Raw genomic sequence first — 16,989 nt, forward strand, 5'->3', positions numbered from 1 at the left:
CACCATGGTCGCCAACTCAAGAGCGCAGGGTTTCGCCGAAGCCTTGCTGCTGCCCGTCTTCGCACTGACGGCCGCGCTGCTGCTGTTTGGCGTCTTCGTGTGGCTGGGCGGCACCTCGCCGGTGGAGGCCTGGAAGCTGCTCTTCCTCGGCGCCTTCGGCGACGCCTTCTCCTGGCAGAACACGCTGCTGCGCGCCGCGCCGCTGATGCTCACCGCACTGGCCGTGGCGCTGCCCGCGCAGGCCGGGCTGACGATGATCGGCGGCGAGGGCGCGCTGGTGCTCGGTGCGCTGGGCTGCGCCGGCCTGCCCTATCTCTTCGGCCCACCCGGCAACGTGATCGGCAGCGCCATGGTGCTGGCGGCCGGTGCGCTGCTCGGCGGCGGCTGGGTGATGCTCTCCGGCTGGCTGCGCCAGTGGCGCGGCGTCAACGAGACCATCTCCAGCCTGCTGCTCTCCTACATCGCCATCGCGCTGTTCAAGCACTTCGTCGAAGGGCCGATGCGCGACCCGGCGAGCCTGAACAAGCCGTCCACCCATCCGCTGGCTGAAAGCCTGCGCATCGGTCCCATCATGGGCGACGCGGCCATAGAGTCCTGGCTGGGCGACGTGCACTGGGGCCTGGTCATCGGCGTCGTGCTGTGCCTGGCCTGCGGCGCCTGGCTGAGCTTCAGCGCCTCGGGCTTCGCGATGCGCGTGGTGGGCTGCAACGCCCGGGCCGCCCGTCTCGTCGGCCTGCCCACCGACCGCCTCATCCTGCTGGCCTGCGCTCTCGGCGGCGCGGCGGCGGGCCTGGCCGGCGCCATCGAGGTGGCGGCCGTGCACACGGCGGCCAATGCCTCGGTGATCGCCGGCCTGGGCTACACGGGCATCCTGGTCAGCTTCGTGGCCCGCCACAACCCCTGGGCCATCCCGCCGGTGGCCGTGCTGTTCGGCGGCTTTGCGGCGGCCGGCAGCCTGCTGCAGCGCCGGCTGGACCTGCCCGACGCCTCGGTGCTGGTGCTGCAGGGCTTCGCCTTCGTCTTCATCCTCGCGGCCGAGGCGCTGCGCGGGCGGCTGTTTGCGCCGCGCGCCGTGGCCAGGCGGCCCGCTCCGGCCGCCCCGGCCGCAACCGTCCAGGGGGTCGCATGAGTCTGGCGCTGAACGTCATCCCCGACCTGCTGCTCGCCGTCGTTGGTGGCGCGCTGCGCGTGGGCACGCCCTTCCTCTTCGTCAGCCTGGGCGAGTGCCTGACCGAGAAGAGCGGCCGCATCAACCTCGGCCTCGAAGGCGTGCTCGTCTTCAGCGCCATGGCCGGCTTCGGCGGCGCCTACCTCAGCGGCTCGCCGTGGCTGGGCGTGCTGGCGGCCGGCGGCTGCGGCGCGCTGCTGGCCCTGCTGCACGGGCTGCTGTGCTCGCTGCCGCGCGTGTCCGACATCGCCACCGGCATCGCGCTGATGCTGCTGGGCGCTGGCCTGGCCTTCTACCTGGGCAAGCCACTGATCCAGCCGCAGGCGCCGCAGATCCCGTCGCTGCCGCTGGGCGCCTGGAGCGACTCGTCCGCCGTGCAGACGGCGTTGTCGGTCAACGCCCTCTTCCCCATCGGCGTGGCGCTGGCCGCGCTGCTGGCCTGGGGCTTCAAGAACACGCGCTGGGGGCTGGTCGTGCGCATGGCCGGCGACAGCAGCGACGCCGCACGGGCGCTGGGCTACTCGGTCAACGGGGTGCGCATCGCCGCCACCACGGTGGGCGGCGCCATTGCCGGCCTGGGCGGGGCGTCACTGTCGCTGTACTACCCCGGCAGCTGGAACGAAGGCCTGTCCAGCGGCCAGGGCCTGATCGCCGTGGCCCTGGTCATCTATGCGCGCTGGCGCCCGTGGCGCTGCCTGGGCGCGGCGCTGCTGTTCGGCGGCGCGGGCGCCATCGGCCCGGCGCTGCAGAGCGTGGGCGTGAGCGGCGGCTACTACCTGTTCAACGCCATGCCCTACGCGCTGACCCTGCTCATCCTCGTGGCCACCTGCACGCCGAGCCAGTCCCTCAAAGGTGCGCCCGCCGAACTCGGTGTGTCCCGTTGAACCGAAGGAACCCGACCATGCCGACCCTGCGTTCAAAACCCTATGCCTGGCCCTTCGACGGCGACATCACGCCGCGCAATACCGCGCTGGTGATCATCGACATGCAGACCGACTTCTGCGGCATCGGCGGCTATGTCGACAAGATGGGCTACGACCTGTCGCTGACGCGCGCGCCCATCGAACCGCTCAAAGTGCTGCTGGCCGCCACGCGCAGCAAAGGCATGCACGTCATCCACACGCGCGAGGGCCACCGCCCCGACCTGGCCGACCTGCCCGCCAACAAGCTGTGGCGCTCGCGGCAGATTGGCACCGAGGGCCGCGGCATCGGCGACGCCGGGCCCTGTGGCCGCATCCTCGTGCGCGGCGAGCCGGGCTGGGACATCATTCCCGAGCTCTACCCCGCCGCGGGCGAGCCCGTCATCGACAAGCCCGGCAAGGGCAGCTTCTGCGCGACCGACCTGGAGCTGGTGCTGCACACGCGCGGTATCCGCAATCTCATCCTCACCGGCATCACCACCGACGTGTGCGTGCACACCACCATGCGCGAGGCCAACGACCGCGGCTTCGAGTGCCTGATGCTGTCGGACTGCACCGGCGCCACCGACCCTGGCAACCACGCCGCCGCGCTCAGCATGATCCAGATGCAGGGCGGCGTGTTCGGCGCCGTGGCCGAGTCGGCCGCCGTGCTCGACCTGCTGGCGCAACTCTGAGCCGCGGCCATGTCCCACCCACACGCCCTGCAGCTCGATACCTACCGCCTCACCAAGCGCTTCGGCAGCTTCACGGCGCTGGATGACGTCTCCCTCACCGTGCGGCCCGGCACCGTGCATGCGCTGCTGGGCGAGAACGGCGCCGGCAAAAGCACGCTGGTGAAGGCCATCGTCGGCTACCACCGCCCCGACGACGGCGCCGTGCTGGTGGACGGCCGCGAGCGCGAGATCGCCTCGCCGGTCGTGGCCCGCGACCTCGGCCTGGGCATGGTCTACCAGCACTTCACCGTCGTGCCCGGCATGAGCGTCGCCGAGAACCTGCTGCTGGCGCGCGGCCACCTGCCCATGGTCGTGGACTGGAAGGCTGCCCGCGCCGAGCTGCAGGCCTTCATGGACACGGCGCCCTTTCGCCTGCCGCTGGACGCCTGGCCCGGCGAGCTGTCGGCCGGCGAGAGGCAGAAGCTCGAAATCCTCAAGCAGCTGTTCCTCAAGCCGCGCCTGCTCATCCTCGACGAGCCCACCTCGGTGCTGACGCCGCAGGAGGCCGACGAAGTGCTGGGCGCGCTGCGCGAGCAGGCGCACGCGATGGCCTGCTCGGTGCTGATGATCACGCACAAGTTCCGCGAGGTGATGGCCTATGCCGACGACGTGAGCGTGCTGCGCAAGGGGGCGCTGGCGGCCACCGGCGCGGTGGCCGACTGCACGCCCGACAGCCTGGCCACTGCGATGGTGGGCGAGGGCCGCAGCGCCGTCATGAGCCCGGCGTGGGTGCGCGAAACGCGCCCGCCCGGCGAGGTCAAGCTCGCCATCGAGGCCCTGGACGTGATGGGCGACCGCGGCGAGCCCGCCGTGCGTGCCCTGAGCCTGGACGTGCGGCGCGGCGAGATCGTCGGCATTGCCGGCGTCAGCGGCAACGGCCAGCGCGAGCTGATGCAGGCCCTGGTGGGCCAGCGCGCCCGCCTCGCCGGCCGGGTGATGGTGGACGACCAGCCCTTCCTGGCCCGCCGCGCCGAGAACCGCGCCCGAAAAGTGCGCAGCCTGCCCGAGGAGCCGCTGGCCAATGCCTGCGTCGGCCCCTTGAGCGTGGCGCAGAACATGGCGCTGCGCAGCTTCGACGAGGCACCTTGGTCGCGCGGCGGCCTGGTGCGCTGGGGCGCGCTGCGCCAGCGTGCGCGCGAATGGATCGCCGAGTACGGCGTCAAGACCCAGGGCGAGCGCGCCGCCATTCGCACGCTGTCGGGCGGCAACGTGCAGCGCGCCGTGCTGGCCCGCGAGCTGGCGGGCGAGTCCGAGCTGCTGCTGGTCAGCAACCCCGTCTTCGGGCTGGACTTCGCTGCCGTCGCCGAGATCCACGGCCGCCTGACGGCCGCGCGCAACCGGGGTGCCGCCGTGCTGCTGGTCAGCGAAGACCTGGACGAGCTGCTGGCGCTGGCCGACCGCATCGTCGTCATGAGCGAAGGCCGCATCGTGCACGACGTGCCGGCCGCCGAGGCCACGCGCCAGTCGCTCGGCGAATTCATGGGTGGAAAGGGGCACGCATGAACACGCTGCTCACGCTGGCAACCGCGCAACCCTTTCCCTACACCTTCAACCCGGCGCACACGGCGCTGGTCGTCATCGACATGCAGCGCGACTTCATCGAGCCCGGCGGCTTCGGTGCCAGCCTGGGCAACGACGTGACGCGGTTGCAGGCCATCGTGCCCACCGTGCGCCGCATGCTCGACGCCTGGCGAGCCTTGAACGACGGAAAGGGCGGCGTGGTGCTGCACACCCGCGAAGCCCACCGCCCCGACCTCAGCGACTGCCCGCCGGCCAAGCGCCTGCGCGGCCAGCCTTCGCTGCGCATCGGCGATGTCGGGCCGATGGGCCGCGTCCTCATCGCCGGCGAGCCCGGCGCCGAGATCATTCCCGAGCTGGCGCCGCTGCCCGGCGAACTGGTGGTGGACAAACCCGGCAAGGGCATGTTCTACGCCACGCCGGTGGACGCGCTGCTGAAGGAGCGCGGCATCACCCACCTGCTCTTCATGGGCGTGACCACCGAGGTCTGCGTGCAGACCTCGATGCGCGAAGCGAACGACCGCGGCTACGAGTGCCTGCTGATCGAAGACGGCACCGCCAGCTACTTCCCTGAGTTCAAGGCCGCCGCGCTGGCCATGCTGACGGCCCAGGGCGCCATCGTCGGCTGGGCGGCGCCGTCGAGCGCAGTCATCGAAGCGATCACATGACAGAAACCCTGCACACCGTCGCCGACTGGCAGGCCGCCTACGCCGCAGGCGCAAGCCCGTACATCCTGCTGACTGACCTGCTGGCCCGGCTCGAGCCCACCGACGCGGCCTGGATCCACCGCTGCACGCCCGAGCAGCTCGTCGCGCAGCTCGCCGCGCTGCCGCCGCGCGGGCCCGCCACCCCGCTGTGGGGTGTGCCGCTGGCGGTGAAGGACAACATCGACGTCGCCGGCATGCCCACCACGGCCGCCTGCCCGGCCTTCGCGCACCAGCCCGAGCATTCGGCCACCTGCGTGCAGCGCCTGCAGGTGGCCGGCGCCGTCGTCATCGGCAAGACCAACCTCGACCAGTTCGCCACCGGCCTTGTCGGCACCCGCTCGCCCTACGGCGAAGTGCCCAACAGCTTCGCGCCGGAGTACGTGAGCGGCGGCTCCAGCTCGGGCTCGGCCTCGGCGGTGGCGCGCGGCCTGGTGCCGCTGGCCCTGGGCACCGACACCGCCGGCTCGGGCCGCGTGCCGGCCGGCTTCAACCACCTTGTGGGCCTTAAGCCCACGCCGGGCAGCGTGCCCATGCGCAGCGTGCTGCCGGCCTGCCGCACGCTGGACGTGGTGAGCGTGTTCGCGCTGACCGTGGCCGACGCGGCGCTCGCCTTCTCGCTATTCGAGGGCGCGCAAGGAGACGAGGCGCGCTTTCACGTCGCCGCGCCGCGGCCGCCGTGGCTGGGCGGCGCCCGCGCGGCGCTGCGCCTGGGCGTGCCAAGAGAGCCCGGCTGCAATGCCGCCCTGGGCTGGCCGGCCGCCTTCGAGGCCGCGCAGGACCGCGCCCGCGCGCTGGGCGCCGAGTTGGTGGAGCTGGACTTCGAGCCGCTCTTCGAAGTCGCCAAGCTGCTGTACGAAGGCCCCTGGGTGGCCGAGCGGCTGAGCGTGGTCGACACCCTGCTCGCCGCCGAACCCGAGGCGTTCGACCCCACCGTGGCCCGCGTCATCACGCAGGGGGGCAACCACGACGCGGTGGCGGCCTTCCGTGGCCGCTACAAGCTGGAAAGCCTGCGCGCCGAGTTGCAAAGCCTGTGGCAGCAGGTCGATGCGCTGCTCGTGCCCACCGCACCCACCTGCCCCACGCGCGCCGCCGTGGCCGCCGAGCCGGTGCTGCGCAACAGCGAGCTGGGCCGCTACACCAACTTCGTCAACCTGCTGGGCTGGTCGGCGTTGGCCCTGCCTTGCCAGCTGCCCGATGACAAATCCCCGCTGCCCTTCGGCGTCACGCTGATCGCCCCCGGCGGGGCCGAAGCGGCGCTGGTCGACTTCGGGCTGCGCTGGGAGGCTGCCGGCCCCGCGTCGCTGGGCGCGCGCCTGCGCGAGGCCCGCCCGGCCGACCGCCACGTGCAAGCCCTGCCCCGGGCCGAGCCGACGCTGCTGCTGGCCGTCGTCGGCGCCCATCTGCAGGGCCTGCCGCTGCATGGCCAGCTACAGGAGCGCGGCGCGCGGCTGCAGGTCCGCACGCAAACGGCACCGCGCTACCGCCTGCACGCGCTGCCAGGCACCGTGCCGCCCAAGCCCGGCCTGGCCCGTGCGCCCGAAGGCGAGGCCGGCCATGCCATCGAGGTCGAGGTCTACGAACTGCCGGTAGCCAGCGTCGGCTCGCTGCTCGCGCTGATCCCGCCGCCGCTGGGCCTGGGCAACCTGGAGCTGGCCGACGGCCGCTGGGTCAAGGGCTTCATCTGCGAAGGCGCCGCGCTGCAGGGCGCACCCGACATCAGCCATCACGGTGGCTGGCGCGCCTTCCTTGCCGCGCCATGATGGACCCAAGCCATTTCGACGACCCGGCCGTGCTGGCCGAGCTCGGCGCCGTGTTCGAGACCTACGAGCAGGCGCTGATGGGCAACGACGTGGCCGCGCTCAACGCCTTCTTCTGGCAGGACGCGCGCGTCACGCGCTACGGCATCGCCGACCGGCAATGGGGCATCGCCGAGCTGGAGGCCTACCGCGCCGCCACGCCCGCGCCGGCCTTCACGCGGCGGCTGGAGCACCTGCGCCTGCACGCCTTCGGGCCCGACATGGCGGTGGCGCAGGTCGAGTTCGTGCGCAGCGACACGCCGCTGCGCGGCTTCCAGACGCAGACCTGGGTGCGGCTGCCCGAGGGCTGGCGCATCGTGGCAGCCCACGTCAGCATGATTCCCTTCGCATGCGGCACGCCAACCATCGTGGAGCCCGGGGCTCCCGTGCCCCAGCCGTGACCCAGCGCGCGCCCTCCCCGCCCGCCGAAGCCCCGAGCCTGGCCGACCAGGCTTACACGCGGCTCAAGCAGATGATCTTTGACTTTGCGCTGATGCCCGGCGACCGCGTCTCCGAGACCGAGCTGGCGCAGCGCGTCGTCGTCAGCCGCACGCCGCTGCGCGCCGCCCTACAGCGGCTGGAGCGCGAGGGCTTCCTGCAACTGTTGCCGCGCCTGGGCTGGCAGGTGGCGCCGCTGGACTTCGACGTGATGGATGAGCTCTATGACCTGCGCACCCTCATCGAGTGCGAGGCCGCACGCCACCTCTGCGAGCGCGAGCAACGGCCCGAGCTGCAGCAACTGGCCGACATCTGGCTGGTGCCACCTGCCGAGCGGCTGGCCGATGCTGCCGAGGTGGGCGCGCTGGACGAGCGCTTCCACGCGCTGCTGGTGCAGGGCAGCGGCAACCGCGAGATGGTCCGCGTGCACAGGGAAATCACCGAACGCATCCGCATCATCCGGCGATTGGACTTCACCAAATCCGCGCGCGTCGATGCGACCTACGACGAGCATGCCCGCATCCTGCGCACCATCACGCGGCGCCGCACCGATGAAGCCCAGCGCCTGCTGCGCGCGCACATCCAGCAGAGCAAGCTCGAAGTGCGGCACATCACGCTCGACATGCTTTACCGCGCCAGGCGGAGCAGCTGATGCCGCGCGCCCACATCGCATCCGAATGGCACATGAATTGCATGAACCCGCCAGGCCGGCTCGTGCGAGCGGCCCTGGCGATGCCGGCCGCCAAGAGTCAATTCACGCGTTCTTCATCCACCCCCTAGGAGCTTTGCCTTGAAACCCACCGCACGCCTGCTTTGCACCGCCCTCGCCGCCTTCGCCGCCAGCGCCACCCAGGCCGCCGACTGGGCCGACACCTCCATCGGCTACCGCTACGGCACCAAGTTTGCCGAGCCCTTCGGCACGAACGACATCCACAAGAACATCCTTGACCTCAACCATGCCAGCGGCTACGCCTACGGCACCAACTTCTTCAACGTCGACCTGCTGCTGTCCGACAAGCGCGACCCGTCCAGCCCCAACTCGGGCAGCGGTGCCAGCGAGGTCTATATCGTCTATCGCCACACGCTGGACTTCGGCAAGATCACCGGCAGCCCCATTGCCTTCGGCCCTGTCCGTGGCGTGGGTCTCACCGCCGGTTTCGACGCCAACGTGAAGGTGGATGCCGGCTACAACTCGCGCAAGCAGATGCTCGTGCTCGGCCCCACGTTGATGATGGACGTGCCTGGCTTCCTCAACGTCAGCCTGCTGCTGCTGAAGGAAAGCAACGCGCCGTACAACAAGTTCAGCAGCACGGCGACGCCGCGCTACAACTACAAGAGCCATGTGATGCTGACGGCGGCCTGGAGCATCCCGCTGGGCAAGCTGCCCCTGGCCTTCGAAGGCTTTGCCAACTACATCGCCAGCAAGGGCACGGACGAGTTCGGCGGCGCAACAGGCCCCGAGACCAACTTCGACGGCCAGATCATGTACGACGTGGGCGCCGCCACCGGCGCGACGCCGAACAAGTTCAAGGTGGGGCTGGAGTACCAGTACTGGCGCAACAAGTTCGGCAACCCGTACAAGGGTCCGGCCGGATCTGGGGCCTTCGCGAAGACGCCGATGATCCGCGCGGAGTACCACTTCTAAAGGCACACAAATGCAACCACAGAGGCCCAGAGACACAGAGGCATGCCGAATTTCTCTGTGCTCTTCTCGGTGCCTCTGTGACTCTGTGGTCGTACTGGTTCTTTCGTTTCGTCTGCGGGCCCCATGTCTCGTCTAGAACTGATCGGCATCACCAAGCAGTACCCCGGTGTCCGCGCCAACGACGACATCCATCTGAACGTCGCGCCGGGCCAGATCCACGCCGTTCTCGGCGAGAACGGCGCGGGCAAGTCGACGTTGATGAAGATCATCTACGGCGCCACGAAGCCGGACGCCGGGCAGATGGCCTGGAACGGCCGCGAGGTCGAGGTGGCCAGCCCGGCGCAGGCCCGCGCGCTGGGCATCAGCATGGTCTACCAGCACTTCTCGCTGTTCGACACGCTGACCGCCGCCGAGAACATCTGGCTGGGGCTGGACAAGTCGGGCTCGCTGGCCGAGGTCGCCGAGCAGGCGCGGGCGGTGTCCGCCGAATACGGCCTGCACATCGAGCCGTCGCGCCCGGTGCATACGCTGAGCGTCGGCGAGCGCCAGCGCGTCGAGATCGTGCGTGCGCTGCTGACCCAGCCGCAGCTGCTGATCCTGGACGAACCCACCTCGGTGCTGACGCCGCAGGCCGTCGAAAGCCTGTTCGTGACGCTGCGCAAGCTGAGCGGCGAGGGCTGCTCCATCCTCTACATCAGCCACAAGCTGCATGAGATCCGCTCGCTGTGCGACCACTGCACGGTGCTGCGCGGCGGCCGCGTGGTGGGCGAGGTGGACCCGCGCCAGGAAACCAACGCCAGCCTGTCGCGGCTGATGATCGGTGCCGATGCGCCGGTGCTGACACCGCGCCAGGGCGAGCGCGGCGCGCCGGTGCTGCGCGTGGGCGGCCTGGATCTGGCTCAGCTCGATCCGTTTGGCGTCACGCTCAAGACGGTCGGTTTCGAGGTGTGCGCTGGCGAGATCGTCGGCGTGGCCGGCGTGTCGGGCAACGGCCAGCAGGAGCTGCTCGCGGCGCTGTCCGGCGAAGACCCGCGCGCGGCGGCGGGCAGCATCAAGCTCTTCGACCAGGACATCGCCCAGGCTCCACCGGCCCGGCGCCGCGCCGCCGGGCTGCACTTCGTGCCCGAGGAGCGACTGGGCCGCGGCGCGGTACCTACGCTGTCGCTGGCCATGAACACGCTGCTGACGCGCACCGAGGCGGTGGCCGCCAGCGGCTGGCTGCGGGTCGGCGAGGCGCGCCGGCTAGCGGCCAAACTGATCGAGGGCTTCCGCGTCAAGGCCTCGGGCCCCGACGCCGTGGCCCGCACGCTGTCGGGCGGCAATCTGCAGAAGTTCATCGTCGGCCGCGAGATCGACGCGAGCCCGAAGCTGCTGATCATTGCCCAACCGACCTGGGGCGTGGACGTGGGCGCAGCCGCGCAGATCCGCGGCGAGCTGCTGCGGCTGCGCAACCAGGGCTGTGCGCTGCTGGTGTTCAGCGAGGAGCTGGACGAGTTGTTCGAGATCTGCGATCGGCTGCACGTCATCGCCGATGGCCGGCTGTCGCCATCGGTGCCCATTGCGGCGGCCACGCGCGAGCAGATCGGCGAATGGATGTCGGGGCTGTGGCCCACAAAGGAAGCGGCCGATGCTCAAGCTTGAGCCGCGCACGCAAACCTCCATGCTGCTGGCCGTGGCCGCGCCGCTGCTGGCGCTGGCGCTCACCGTGGCCATCGGCGTGCTGCTGTTCACCGCGCTGGGCAAGGACCCGCTGCAGGCGCTGCGGCTGTTCTTCATCGAACCGCTGAAGAACGGCCGGGCACTGTCGGAACTCAGCGTCAAGGCCGTGCCGCTGGCACTGATCGCACTGGGCCTGGCGGTGTGCTTTCGCGCCAACATCTGGAACATCGGCGCCGAGGGCCAGTTCGTGCTTGGCGCTCTGGGCGCCGGCTGGGTGGCCATGCAGGCCGGGCCGGACACCTCCGCCTGGTTCGTCGTGCCGGTGCTGCTCGGCGGTGTCGTCGGCGGCATGTTGTGGGCCGGGGTCGTGGCGCTGCTGCGCGACCGCTTCAACACCAACGAGATCCTGGTCAGCCTGATGCTGGTCTATGTGGCCACGCTGCTGCTGAACTACCTCGTCTACGGGCCCTGGAAGGACCCCGACGGCTACAACTTCCCGCAGACCGTGCTGTTCGCGGCCTCGACGCGGCTGCCGCGCCTGGTGAACGGGTTGCGTATGAACGTGGGCGTGGTCATCGCGCTGCTGGCCGTGGCGGCCTTCGCGGTGTTCCAGTTCCGCACCTACCGGGGCTATGCGTTGACCGTGGGTGGCATCGCCCCGGCCGCCGCGCGCTATGCCGGCTTCTCGTCGCGCAGCGCGCTGTGGACGGCGCTGCTGCTGTCGGGCGGCATGGCGGGGCTGGCAGGCGCCTTCGAGGTGGCCGGGCCGCTGGGGCAGCTGACGCCCTACGTGCCGGTGGGCTACGGCTTCGCGGCCATCATCGTGGCCTTCGTCGGCCGGCTGCATCCGGTGGGCATCGTCTTCTCGTCGGTGCTGATGAGCATGTTCTACATCGGCGGCGAACTGGCCCAGAGCCGCATGGGCCTGCCCAAGGCGCTGACCAGCGTCTTCCAGGGCGTATTGCTATTCACGCTGCTGGCCTGCGACCACGGGCTGCAATACCGCATGCGCTGGGTGGCTGCGGCCAAGGCGAGGGCAGCCGCATGAACGAAATCGCGCTGCTGATCGCCGCGACGCTGAGCGCCGGCACGGTGCTGGCCATCGCCGGCCTGGGCCTGCTCATCAACGAGCGGGCCGGCATCGTCAACCTGGGCGCCGAGGGGCTGATGCTGGTGGCGGCCATCGCCGGCTTTGCCACCGCGGTGCACACCGGCTCCGACTTGCTCGGCTTCCTGGCCGGCTTAGGCGCAGGCGCGGTGCTGTCGCTCTTCCTCGGGCTGCTGGTGATCTGGCTCAACACCAACCAATACGCCACCGGCCTGGCCTTGAGCCTGTTCGGCGCCGGCTTCTCGGCCTTCGTCGGCATCGAGTACACGCAACAGCGACTCACCGAGCGCAGTCACTGGGCCGTGCCCGGCCTGGCCGACCTGCCGGTGGTGGGCAAGGCGCTGTTCGAGCACCATCCCGCCGTCTACCTGGCCATGGCGCTGGCGGTGGCGCTGCACTTCTTCCTGTACCGCACACGGGCGGGGCTGGTGCTGCGCGCGGTGGGCGAGTCGCCCGAGTCGGCCCATGCGCTGGGCTACCCGGTTCGCCGCATCCGCCTGGCCGCCGTGGCCGCTGGCGGCGCGCTGTGCGGCCTGGCGGGCGCCTATCTGTCGCTGGTCTACACGCCACTGTGGGTGGAGGGCATGGTGGCCGGCAAGGGCTGGATCGCACTGGCGCTGACCACCTTCGCCACCTGGCGGCCGGCCCGCGTGCTGCTGGGCGCCTACCTGTTCGGCGGCGTGACGATGCTGCAGTTCCACCTGCAAAGCGAAGGCATCGCCATCTCCAGCCACTGGCTGAGCATGCTGCCCTACCTCGCCACCATCGCCGTGCTGGTGCTGATCTCGCGCAACCCGGCCTGGATCAAGGCCAACATGCCCGCGTCGCTTGGCAAGCCTTTCAAACCCGGCCATTGAATTCCCTGTCTCAACCGCTCACCCCTCAGGAGAAACGCATGACACCCCTTGCCACCCGCCGGACCTTCGCGCTTGCCGCACTGGCCGCCGCCGCCCTCGCGGGCTGCTCCAAGAAGGAAGAGCCTCCCGCCGCCGCGACGCCCGCGTTCACCGCCGCCGCCAAGCCCGAGCCGCTGAAGATCGCCTTCGCCTACGTCGGCCCGGTCGGCGACGGCGGCTGGACGTTTGCCCACGACAACGCCCGCAAGGCGCTGGAGAAGGAGTTCGGTGACAAGATCGCCACCAGCTTCGTCGAGAAGGTGCCCGAAGCGGCCGACGCCGAACGCGTCTTCAACGACCTGGTGGGCCAGGGCAACAAGCTGGTGTTCGGCACCACCTTCGGCTACATGGAGCCCATGCTCAAGGTCGCGGCCGAGCACAAGGACGTGAAGTTCGAGCACGCCACCGGCTACAAGACGGCCGAGAACCTGCGCACCTATGACAGCCGCACCTACGAGGGCGCCTACCTGGCCGGCGTCATCGCCGGGTCCATGACCAAGACAAACACCCTCGGCGTGGTCGGCTCCATCCCCATCCCCGAGGTCATTCGCAACATCAACAGCTTCACGCTGGGCGCGCAGAGCGTGAACCCCAAGATCAAGACCAAGGTGGTCTGGGTCAACGAGTGGTTCGACCCGCCGAAGGAAACCGAGGCCGCCACCGCGCTGATCAACGGCGGCGCCGACGTGCTGATGCAGAACACCGACTCCGCCGCCGTGCTCAAGACCGCCGAGGAAAAGGGCAAACGCGCCTTCGGCTGGGACTCCGACATGAAGGCCTACGGCCCCAAGGCCCACCTGGCCTCGGCCGTCATCAACTGGGCGCCGTACTACATCAAGGCCACGCATGACGCGCTGGACGGCAAGTGGGCCACCGGCAAGGCCTGGTGGGGTGTGAAGGAAGGCGCCATCGACATGGTCTCCATCGCCGACGACGTGCCGGCCGAGGCCAAGGCCAAGGTCGAGCAAGTCAAGGCCGGGCTGAAGGACGGCAGTTTCTCGATCTGGAAGGGCCCGCTGATCGACAACACCGGCAAGGAAGTGCTGGCCAAGGACACCGTGGCGGACGATGCCTTCCTGGGCGGCATCAAGTTCTTCGTGAAAGGCGTCGAGGGCAAAGTTCCAGGTTCGAAGTAGGAACCCTTCGCCTGGTCTTGCCGCGCTGAACGCGGGCAAGCCCAGTCGGTCCCCCGAGGGGAGGGCGATGCTTGCCGGATCGACCGGCAAGCACATCGCCAAACGGGCCGGCTTGGGGCGGCCCGCGCTCGGCCCACAAAGACACTACGGCCATGAATACTGAGATCGACTTCGACCGCATCCCGCGCTCAGCCCTTTCCGGCCTGCTGGCACGCAGCCCCAAGGCCGAGCTGCACATCCACATCGAGGGCTCGCTGGAGCCGGAGCTGATCTTCGCGCTGGCGGCACGCAATGGCGTGGCCCTGCCCTATGCCAGCGTGGAGGCGCTGCGGGCGGCCTATGCCTTCACCGACCTGCAGAGCTTCCTGGACATCTACTACGCCGGGGCCAGCGTGTTGCTGCATGAGCAGGACTTCTACGACATGGCCTGGGCCTACTTCGAGAAGGCCGCCCGCGACCACGTCGTCCATGCCGAGCTGTTCTTCGACCCGCAGACGCACACGGTGCGCGGCGTGCCCATGGGCACGGTCATCCAGGGCCTGTCGCGCGCCTGCACCGATGCGCGCGACAAGCTGGGCGTCAGCGCCGCGCTCATCCTGTGCTTCCTGCGCCATCTGAGCGAGGCCGATGCCTTCGCCACGCTGGAGGCGGCCCTGCCCTACCGCGCGCATTTCATCGGCGTCGGGCTGGACAGCTCGGAGCGCGGCAACCCGCCCAGCAAGTTCACGCGCGTGTTCGTGCGCTGCGCCGAGCTGGGCCTGCACCGCGTGGCCCATGCCGGCGAGGAGGGGCCACCGACCTACATCGAAGAGGCCCTGGACCTGCTGCGCGTGGAGCGCATTGACCACGGCGTGCGGGCCGTCGAAAGCCAGGCGCTGATGCAGCGCCTGGCTGCCGAGCGCATGCCGCTGACGGTCTGCCCGCTGTCCAACGTCAAGCTCTGCGTCGTGCCCGACCTGGCCATGCACCCGCTGCCACAGCTGCTGGCCGCCGGCCTGGCCGTGACCATCAACTCCGACGACCCGGCCTACTTCGGCGGCTACCTCAACGAGAACCTGTCGGCGCTGTTCGACGCTCTGCCTCAATGGGGCGCGCGCGAGGCCTACCAGCTGCTGCGCAACAGCCTCGAAGCGGCCTTCGTGCCGCCGCCGGCCCGCGCGCCCTGGGTGGCGGCCCTGGACGCCGAGTTCGCGCGGGCGGTGGTCTAGGAATCGGCCGCTGCGGTTCGCGGCGGCCCGCCTCACCCGGTGTTAACTTCCGCGCCGCGCGGGCGCGTTCGCCTGGGGAGCAACAACATGAAATCGACCGTTTTTAGCCTGGCCACCGCCCTGGGGGCTGGCAGCGTACTGGCAGCCGCACCGGCATCCCACATCGACGAAGTCCTCGTCTACCCGGGCGGCGCCCAGGTCACCCGGCTGGCCACGGTCGCGGCCGGCGCGCGCGAGCTGGTGCTGAACTGCCTGTCGGCCCGCTTCGACCCCGACTCGCTGCAGATCGACGCGCCCGCCGGCGTCAACCTCGGACCGGTGCAACTCGAGACGCTGCCGCGCGAGCGCGTGCCCGAGTGCGCGCAAAGCCCGCTGGATGAACAGGTTCGCAAGCTCGAAGCCCAGCGCGACACGCTGACCGCCGAGTCAAGCGCACTGGACACCGGCCTCGGCTACCTCAAGGCCCTGGGCGCCGGCGAGGCGCGGGCCACGCCGGCCACAGGCATCGGCGCGACGGCAGACACGATCCGCAAAACCGCGTTGGAGGGCCTGCTGCGCCAGGCCGCAATCCGCCGCCAGTTGGAAGACCTGGACAAGCAGCTCGCCCCGCTCAAGGCCGAGCGCGACCACGTGGCCGCAGCCAACCCGCAATGGCGCAGCCTGCGCCTGCGGCTGTCCACCGTGCGCGAGGCCGAGCTGAAGCTGAACTACCGCGTGACGCAGGCCGGCTGGGCGCCGAGCTACCGCGCACTGCTGGACACCACCTCGGGCGCGCTGAACCTGGAGCGCCTGGCCCAGGTGTCGCAGCAAAGCGGCGAGGACTGGAAGAACGTGAAGCTGCGGCTGTCGACGGCGCAGCTGACGCCCCGCGTGGGCGTAGGCATGCCACCGCCGTGGAAGCTCGACCTGCAGCGTCCGCAACCGCAGGCTGAGACGCGCGCCCTGTACGCGCCCGCTCCTGCCTCACCCGCTCCCGCGCCCCCGCCGCAGAACGTCGCCGTGACCGGCTCGCGCGTCGCCGCCGAGCCCCAGCTGGAGCGCTTCGACCTCAGCGTCTTCCAGGGCAGCCACGCCACCGAGTTCGTGCTGCCGCTGCGCGTCAACATCGACAGCGGCACGCAGCGCGCCAGCCTGACGCTCGGCAGCGAGAAGCTGCAGGCCAGGGTGCTGGCCCGCGTGCAGCCGCAGAGCGAGGCCGCGGCCTACCTCGTCGCCGAGCTTGCCAAGCCCGACGGCTCATGGCCGCGCGGCACGCTGCAGCTGGTGCGCGACGGGGCGCTGGTAGGCAGCAGCACGCTCAATGTCGCGACCGGCGAGGAGCGCCTGGAGTTGCCTTTCGGTCGCGACGAGAGCGTGCGCGTGCAGGTCGAGCCTGAGCAGCGCAATGCCGCCAACACCGGCTTCATCAGCGCACGCGCCGAGCACCGCTACGGGCGCGCCTATGTCGTCGAGAACCGTCACACGTCGGGCACGGTGACACTGCAACTCGTCGAAGCCGCGCCGGTGTCGCAGCACGAGGACATCAAGGTGCAGACCCAATTCAACCCGGCACCGACGACTCAGGCCTGGCGCAAGCAGCCGGGGCTGGTGATGTGGGAGCTGCCGCTGGCAGCGGGGCAGAGCCAGCGGTTCACGGCGGAGTACGTCATCAGTGCGCCGAAGGAGGCGCAGGTGACGGGATTGCGGTAGAGCGGCGGCTCTGCGAAGTCGCGTAGATGATGAAAGCGCCGATGGCCAAGGAAGCGAAAGCCCACGCTCGCACGACCGCAGCGCCACCCTCCGCCCACCAGCCCAGGATCACCTGGGCCAATTGAACGCCAAGGAACGGCGTCAGGGCGCCACCAATGACGATGGCAATGCCCAGCGCGCGAAGCCCGACCGCTGCACGCGCGTGACGCGCAGCGCGCACGAGGACCAGGCCGAACGCCATGCGAACGACCGCGGCGAAGTAGATCGTCGGCGGGGTCTGGAAGAAGCGGACAACATCGACAAACGCGTCCGGCGCGACGAGGCCGACAACGCCCTGCAGCGCCACGATGACACCTAGCAGTAAGGCGAGACGTTGCATGCAGGGCCT

Annotated in this window: 16 protein-coding genes; 15 read left to right on the forward strand and 1 reads right to left on the reverse strand. The window is 70.2% G+C overall.

Annotated features, from left to right (window positions below):
* Positions 1 to 4 precede the first annotated feature (4 nt).
* From ASC95_RS15105 to ASC95_RS15175, 15 genes are all read left to right on the forward strand, one after another.
* Positions 5 to 1,129 (forward strand): ABC transporter permease, encoded by a 1,125-nt coding sequence (locus ASC95_RS15105; RefSeq protein ID WP_157256332.1) that lies wholly within the window; start codon positions 5 to 7, stop codon positions 1,127 to 1,129.
* Positions 1,126 to 2,052 carry an ABC transporter permease gene (locus tag ASC95_RS15110; protein WP_057298548.1) on the forward strand — a complete coding sequence of 309 codons (927 nt, stop codon included), beginning with the start codon at positions 1,126 to 1,128 and terminating at the stop codon, positions 2,050 to 2,052. The genes ASC95_RS15105 and ASC95_RS15110 overlap by 4 nt, the downstream gene beginning before the upstream one ends.
* 17 nt (positions 2,053 to 2,069) lie before the next feature.
* Positions 2,070 to 2,762, forward strand: a complete 693-nt coding sequence (locus ASC95_RS15115; protein ID WP_057299037.1) for a cysteine hydrolase family protein — start codon at positions 2,070 to 2,072, stop codon at positions 2,760 to 2,762.
* A 9-nt stretch (positions 2,763 to 2,771) separates the two neighbouring features.
* Entirely contained in the window at positions 2,772 to 4,304 is a 1,533-nt protein-coding gene (locus tag ASC95_RS15120) for an ABC transporter ATP-binding protein (protein ID WP_057298549.1), read from the forward strand.
* A complete protein-coding gene (locus ASC95_RS15125) occupies positions 4,301 to 4,987 on the forward strand; it encodes a cysteine hydrolase family protein (RefSeq protein ID WP_057298550.1) in 687 nt (228 codons plus the stop codon). The genes ASC95_RS15120 and ASC95_RS15125 overlap by 4 nt, the downstream gene beginning before the upstream one ends.
* Positions 4,984 to 6,786 carry an allophanate hydrolase gene (gene atzF, locus ASC95_RS15130; protein ID WP_057298551.1) on the forward strand — a complete coding sequence of 601 codons (1,803 nt, stop codon included), beginning with the start codon at positions 4,984 to 4,986 and terminating at the stop codon, positions 6,784 to 6,786. The genes ASC95_RS15125 and atzF overlap by 4 nt, the downstream gene beginning before the upstream one ends.
* Positions 6,783 to 7,223, forward strand: a complete 441-nt coding sequence (gene hpxZ, locus ASC95_RS15135; protein WP_235537937.1) for an oxalurate catabolism protein HpxZ — start codon at positions 6,783 to 6,785, stop codon at positions 7,221 to 7,223. The genes atzF and hpxZ overlap by 4 nt, the downstream gene beginning before the upstream one ends.
* Positions 7,220 to 7,912 carry a GntR family transcriptional regulator gene (locus ASC95_RS15140; protein ID WP_235537938.1) on the forward strand — a complete coding sequence of 231 codons (693 nt, stop codon included), beginning with the start codon at positions 7,220 to 7,222 and terminating at the stop codon, positions 7,910 to 7,912. The genes hpxZ and ASC95_RS15140 overlap by 4 nt, the downstream gene beginning before the upstream one ends.
* Before the next feature lie 138 nt (positions 7,913 to 8,050).
* On the forward strand, positions 8,051 to 8,905 hold the full coding sequence (locus tag ASC95_RS15145) for a hypothetical protein (RefSeq protein WP_057298554.1): 855 nt from the start codon (positions 8,051 to 8,053) through the stop codon (positions 8,903 to 8,905).
* A gap of 123 nt (positions 8,906 to 9,028) precedes the next feature.
* Entirely contained in the window at positions 9,029 to 10,546 is a 1,518-nt protein-coding gene (locus ASC95_RS15150) for an ABC transporter ATP-binding protein (protein WP_057298555.1), read from the forward strand.
* Entirely contained in the window at positions 10,533 to 11,612 is a 1,080-nt protein-coding gene (locus ASC95_RS15155) for an ABC transporter permease (protein WP_057298556.1), read from the forward strand. Before ASC95_RS15150 ends, ASC95_RS15155 begins: the two co-directional genes overlap by 14 nt.
* A complete protein-coding gene (locus ASC95_RS15160) occupies positions 11,609 to 12,529 on the forward strand; it encodes an ABC transporter permease (RefSeq protein WP_057298557.1) in 921 nt (306 codons plus the stop codon). The genes ASC95_RS15155 and ASC95_RS15160 overlap by 4 nt, the downstream gene beginning before the upstream one ends.
* 38 nt (positions 12,530 to 12,567) lie before the next feature.
* Positions 12,568 to 13,704 carry a BMP family ABC transporter substrate-binding protein gene (locus tag ASC95_RS15165; RefSeq protein ID WP_057298558.1) on the forward strand — a complete coding sequence of 379 codons (1,137 nt, stop codon included), beginning with the start codon at positions 12,568 to 12,570 and terminating at the stop codon, positions 13,702 to 13,704.
* Between the two features lie 152 nt (positions 13,705 to 13,856).
* The gene (locus tag ASC95_RS15170; protein WP_057298559.1) at positions 13,857 to 14,912 is read left to right on the forward strand and encodes an adenosine deaminase; all 1,056 of its coding nucleotides are present in this window, start codon (positions 13,857 to 13,859) and stop codon (positions 14,910 to 14,912) included.
* 87 nt (positions 14,913 to 14,999) lie between these two features.
* Entirely contained in the window at positions 15,000 to 16,601 is a 1,602-nt protein-coding gene (locus tag ASC95_RS15175; RefSeq protein ID WP_057298560.1) for a DUF4139 domain-containing protein, read from the forward strand.
* On the opposite strand, the gene ASC95_RS30720 is transcribed toward ASC95_RS15175, so the two are convergent.
* A complete protein-coding gene (locus tag ASC95_RS30720; RefSeq protein WP_157256333.1) occupies positions 16,561 to 16,980 on the reverse strand; it encodes a hypothetical protein in 420 nt (139 codons plus the stop codon). The two genes, ASC95_RS15175 and ASC95_RS30720, sit on opposite strands and share 41 nt — an antisense overlap.
* Positions 16,981 to 16,989 lie beyond the last annotated feature (9 nt).

Source organism: Pelomonas sp. Root1217 (assembly GCF_001425705.1).
Lineage (GTDB): Bacteria > Pseudomonadota > Gammaproteobacteria > Burkholderiales > Burkholderiaceae_C > Pelomonas.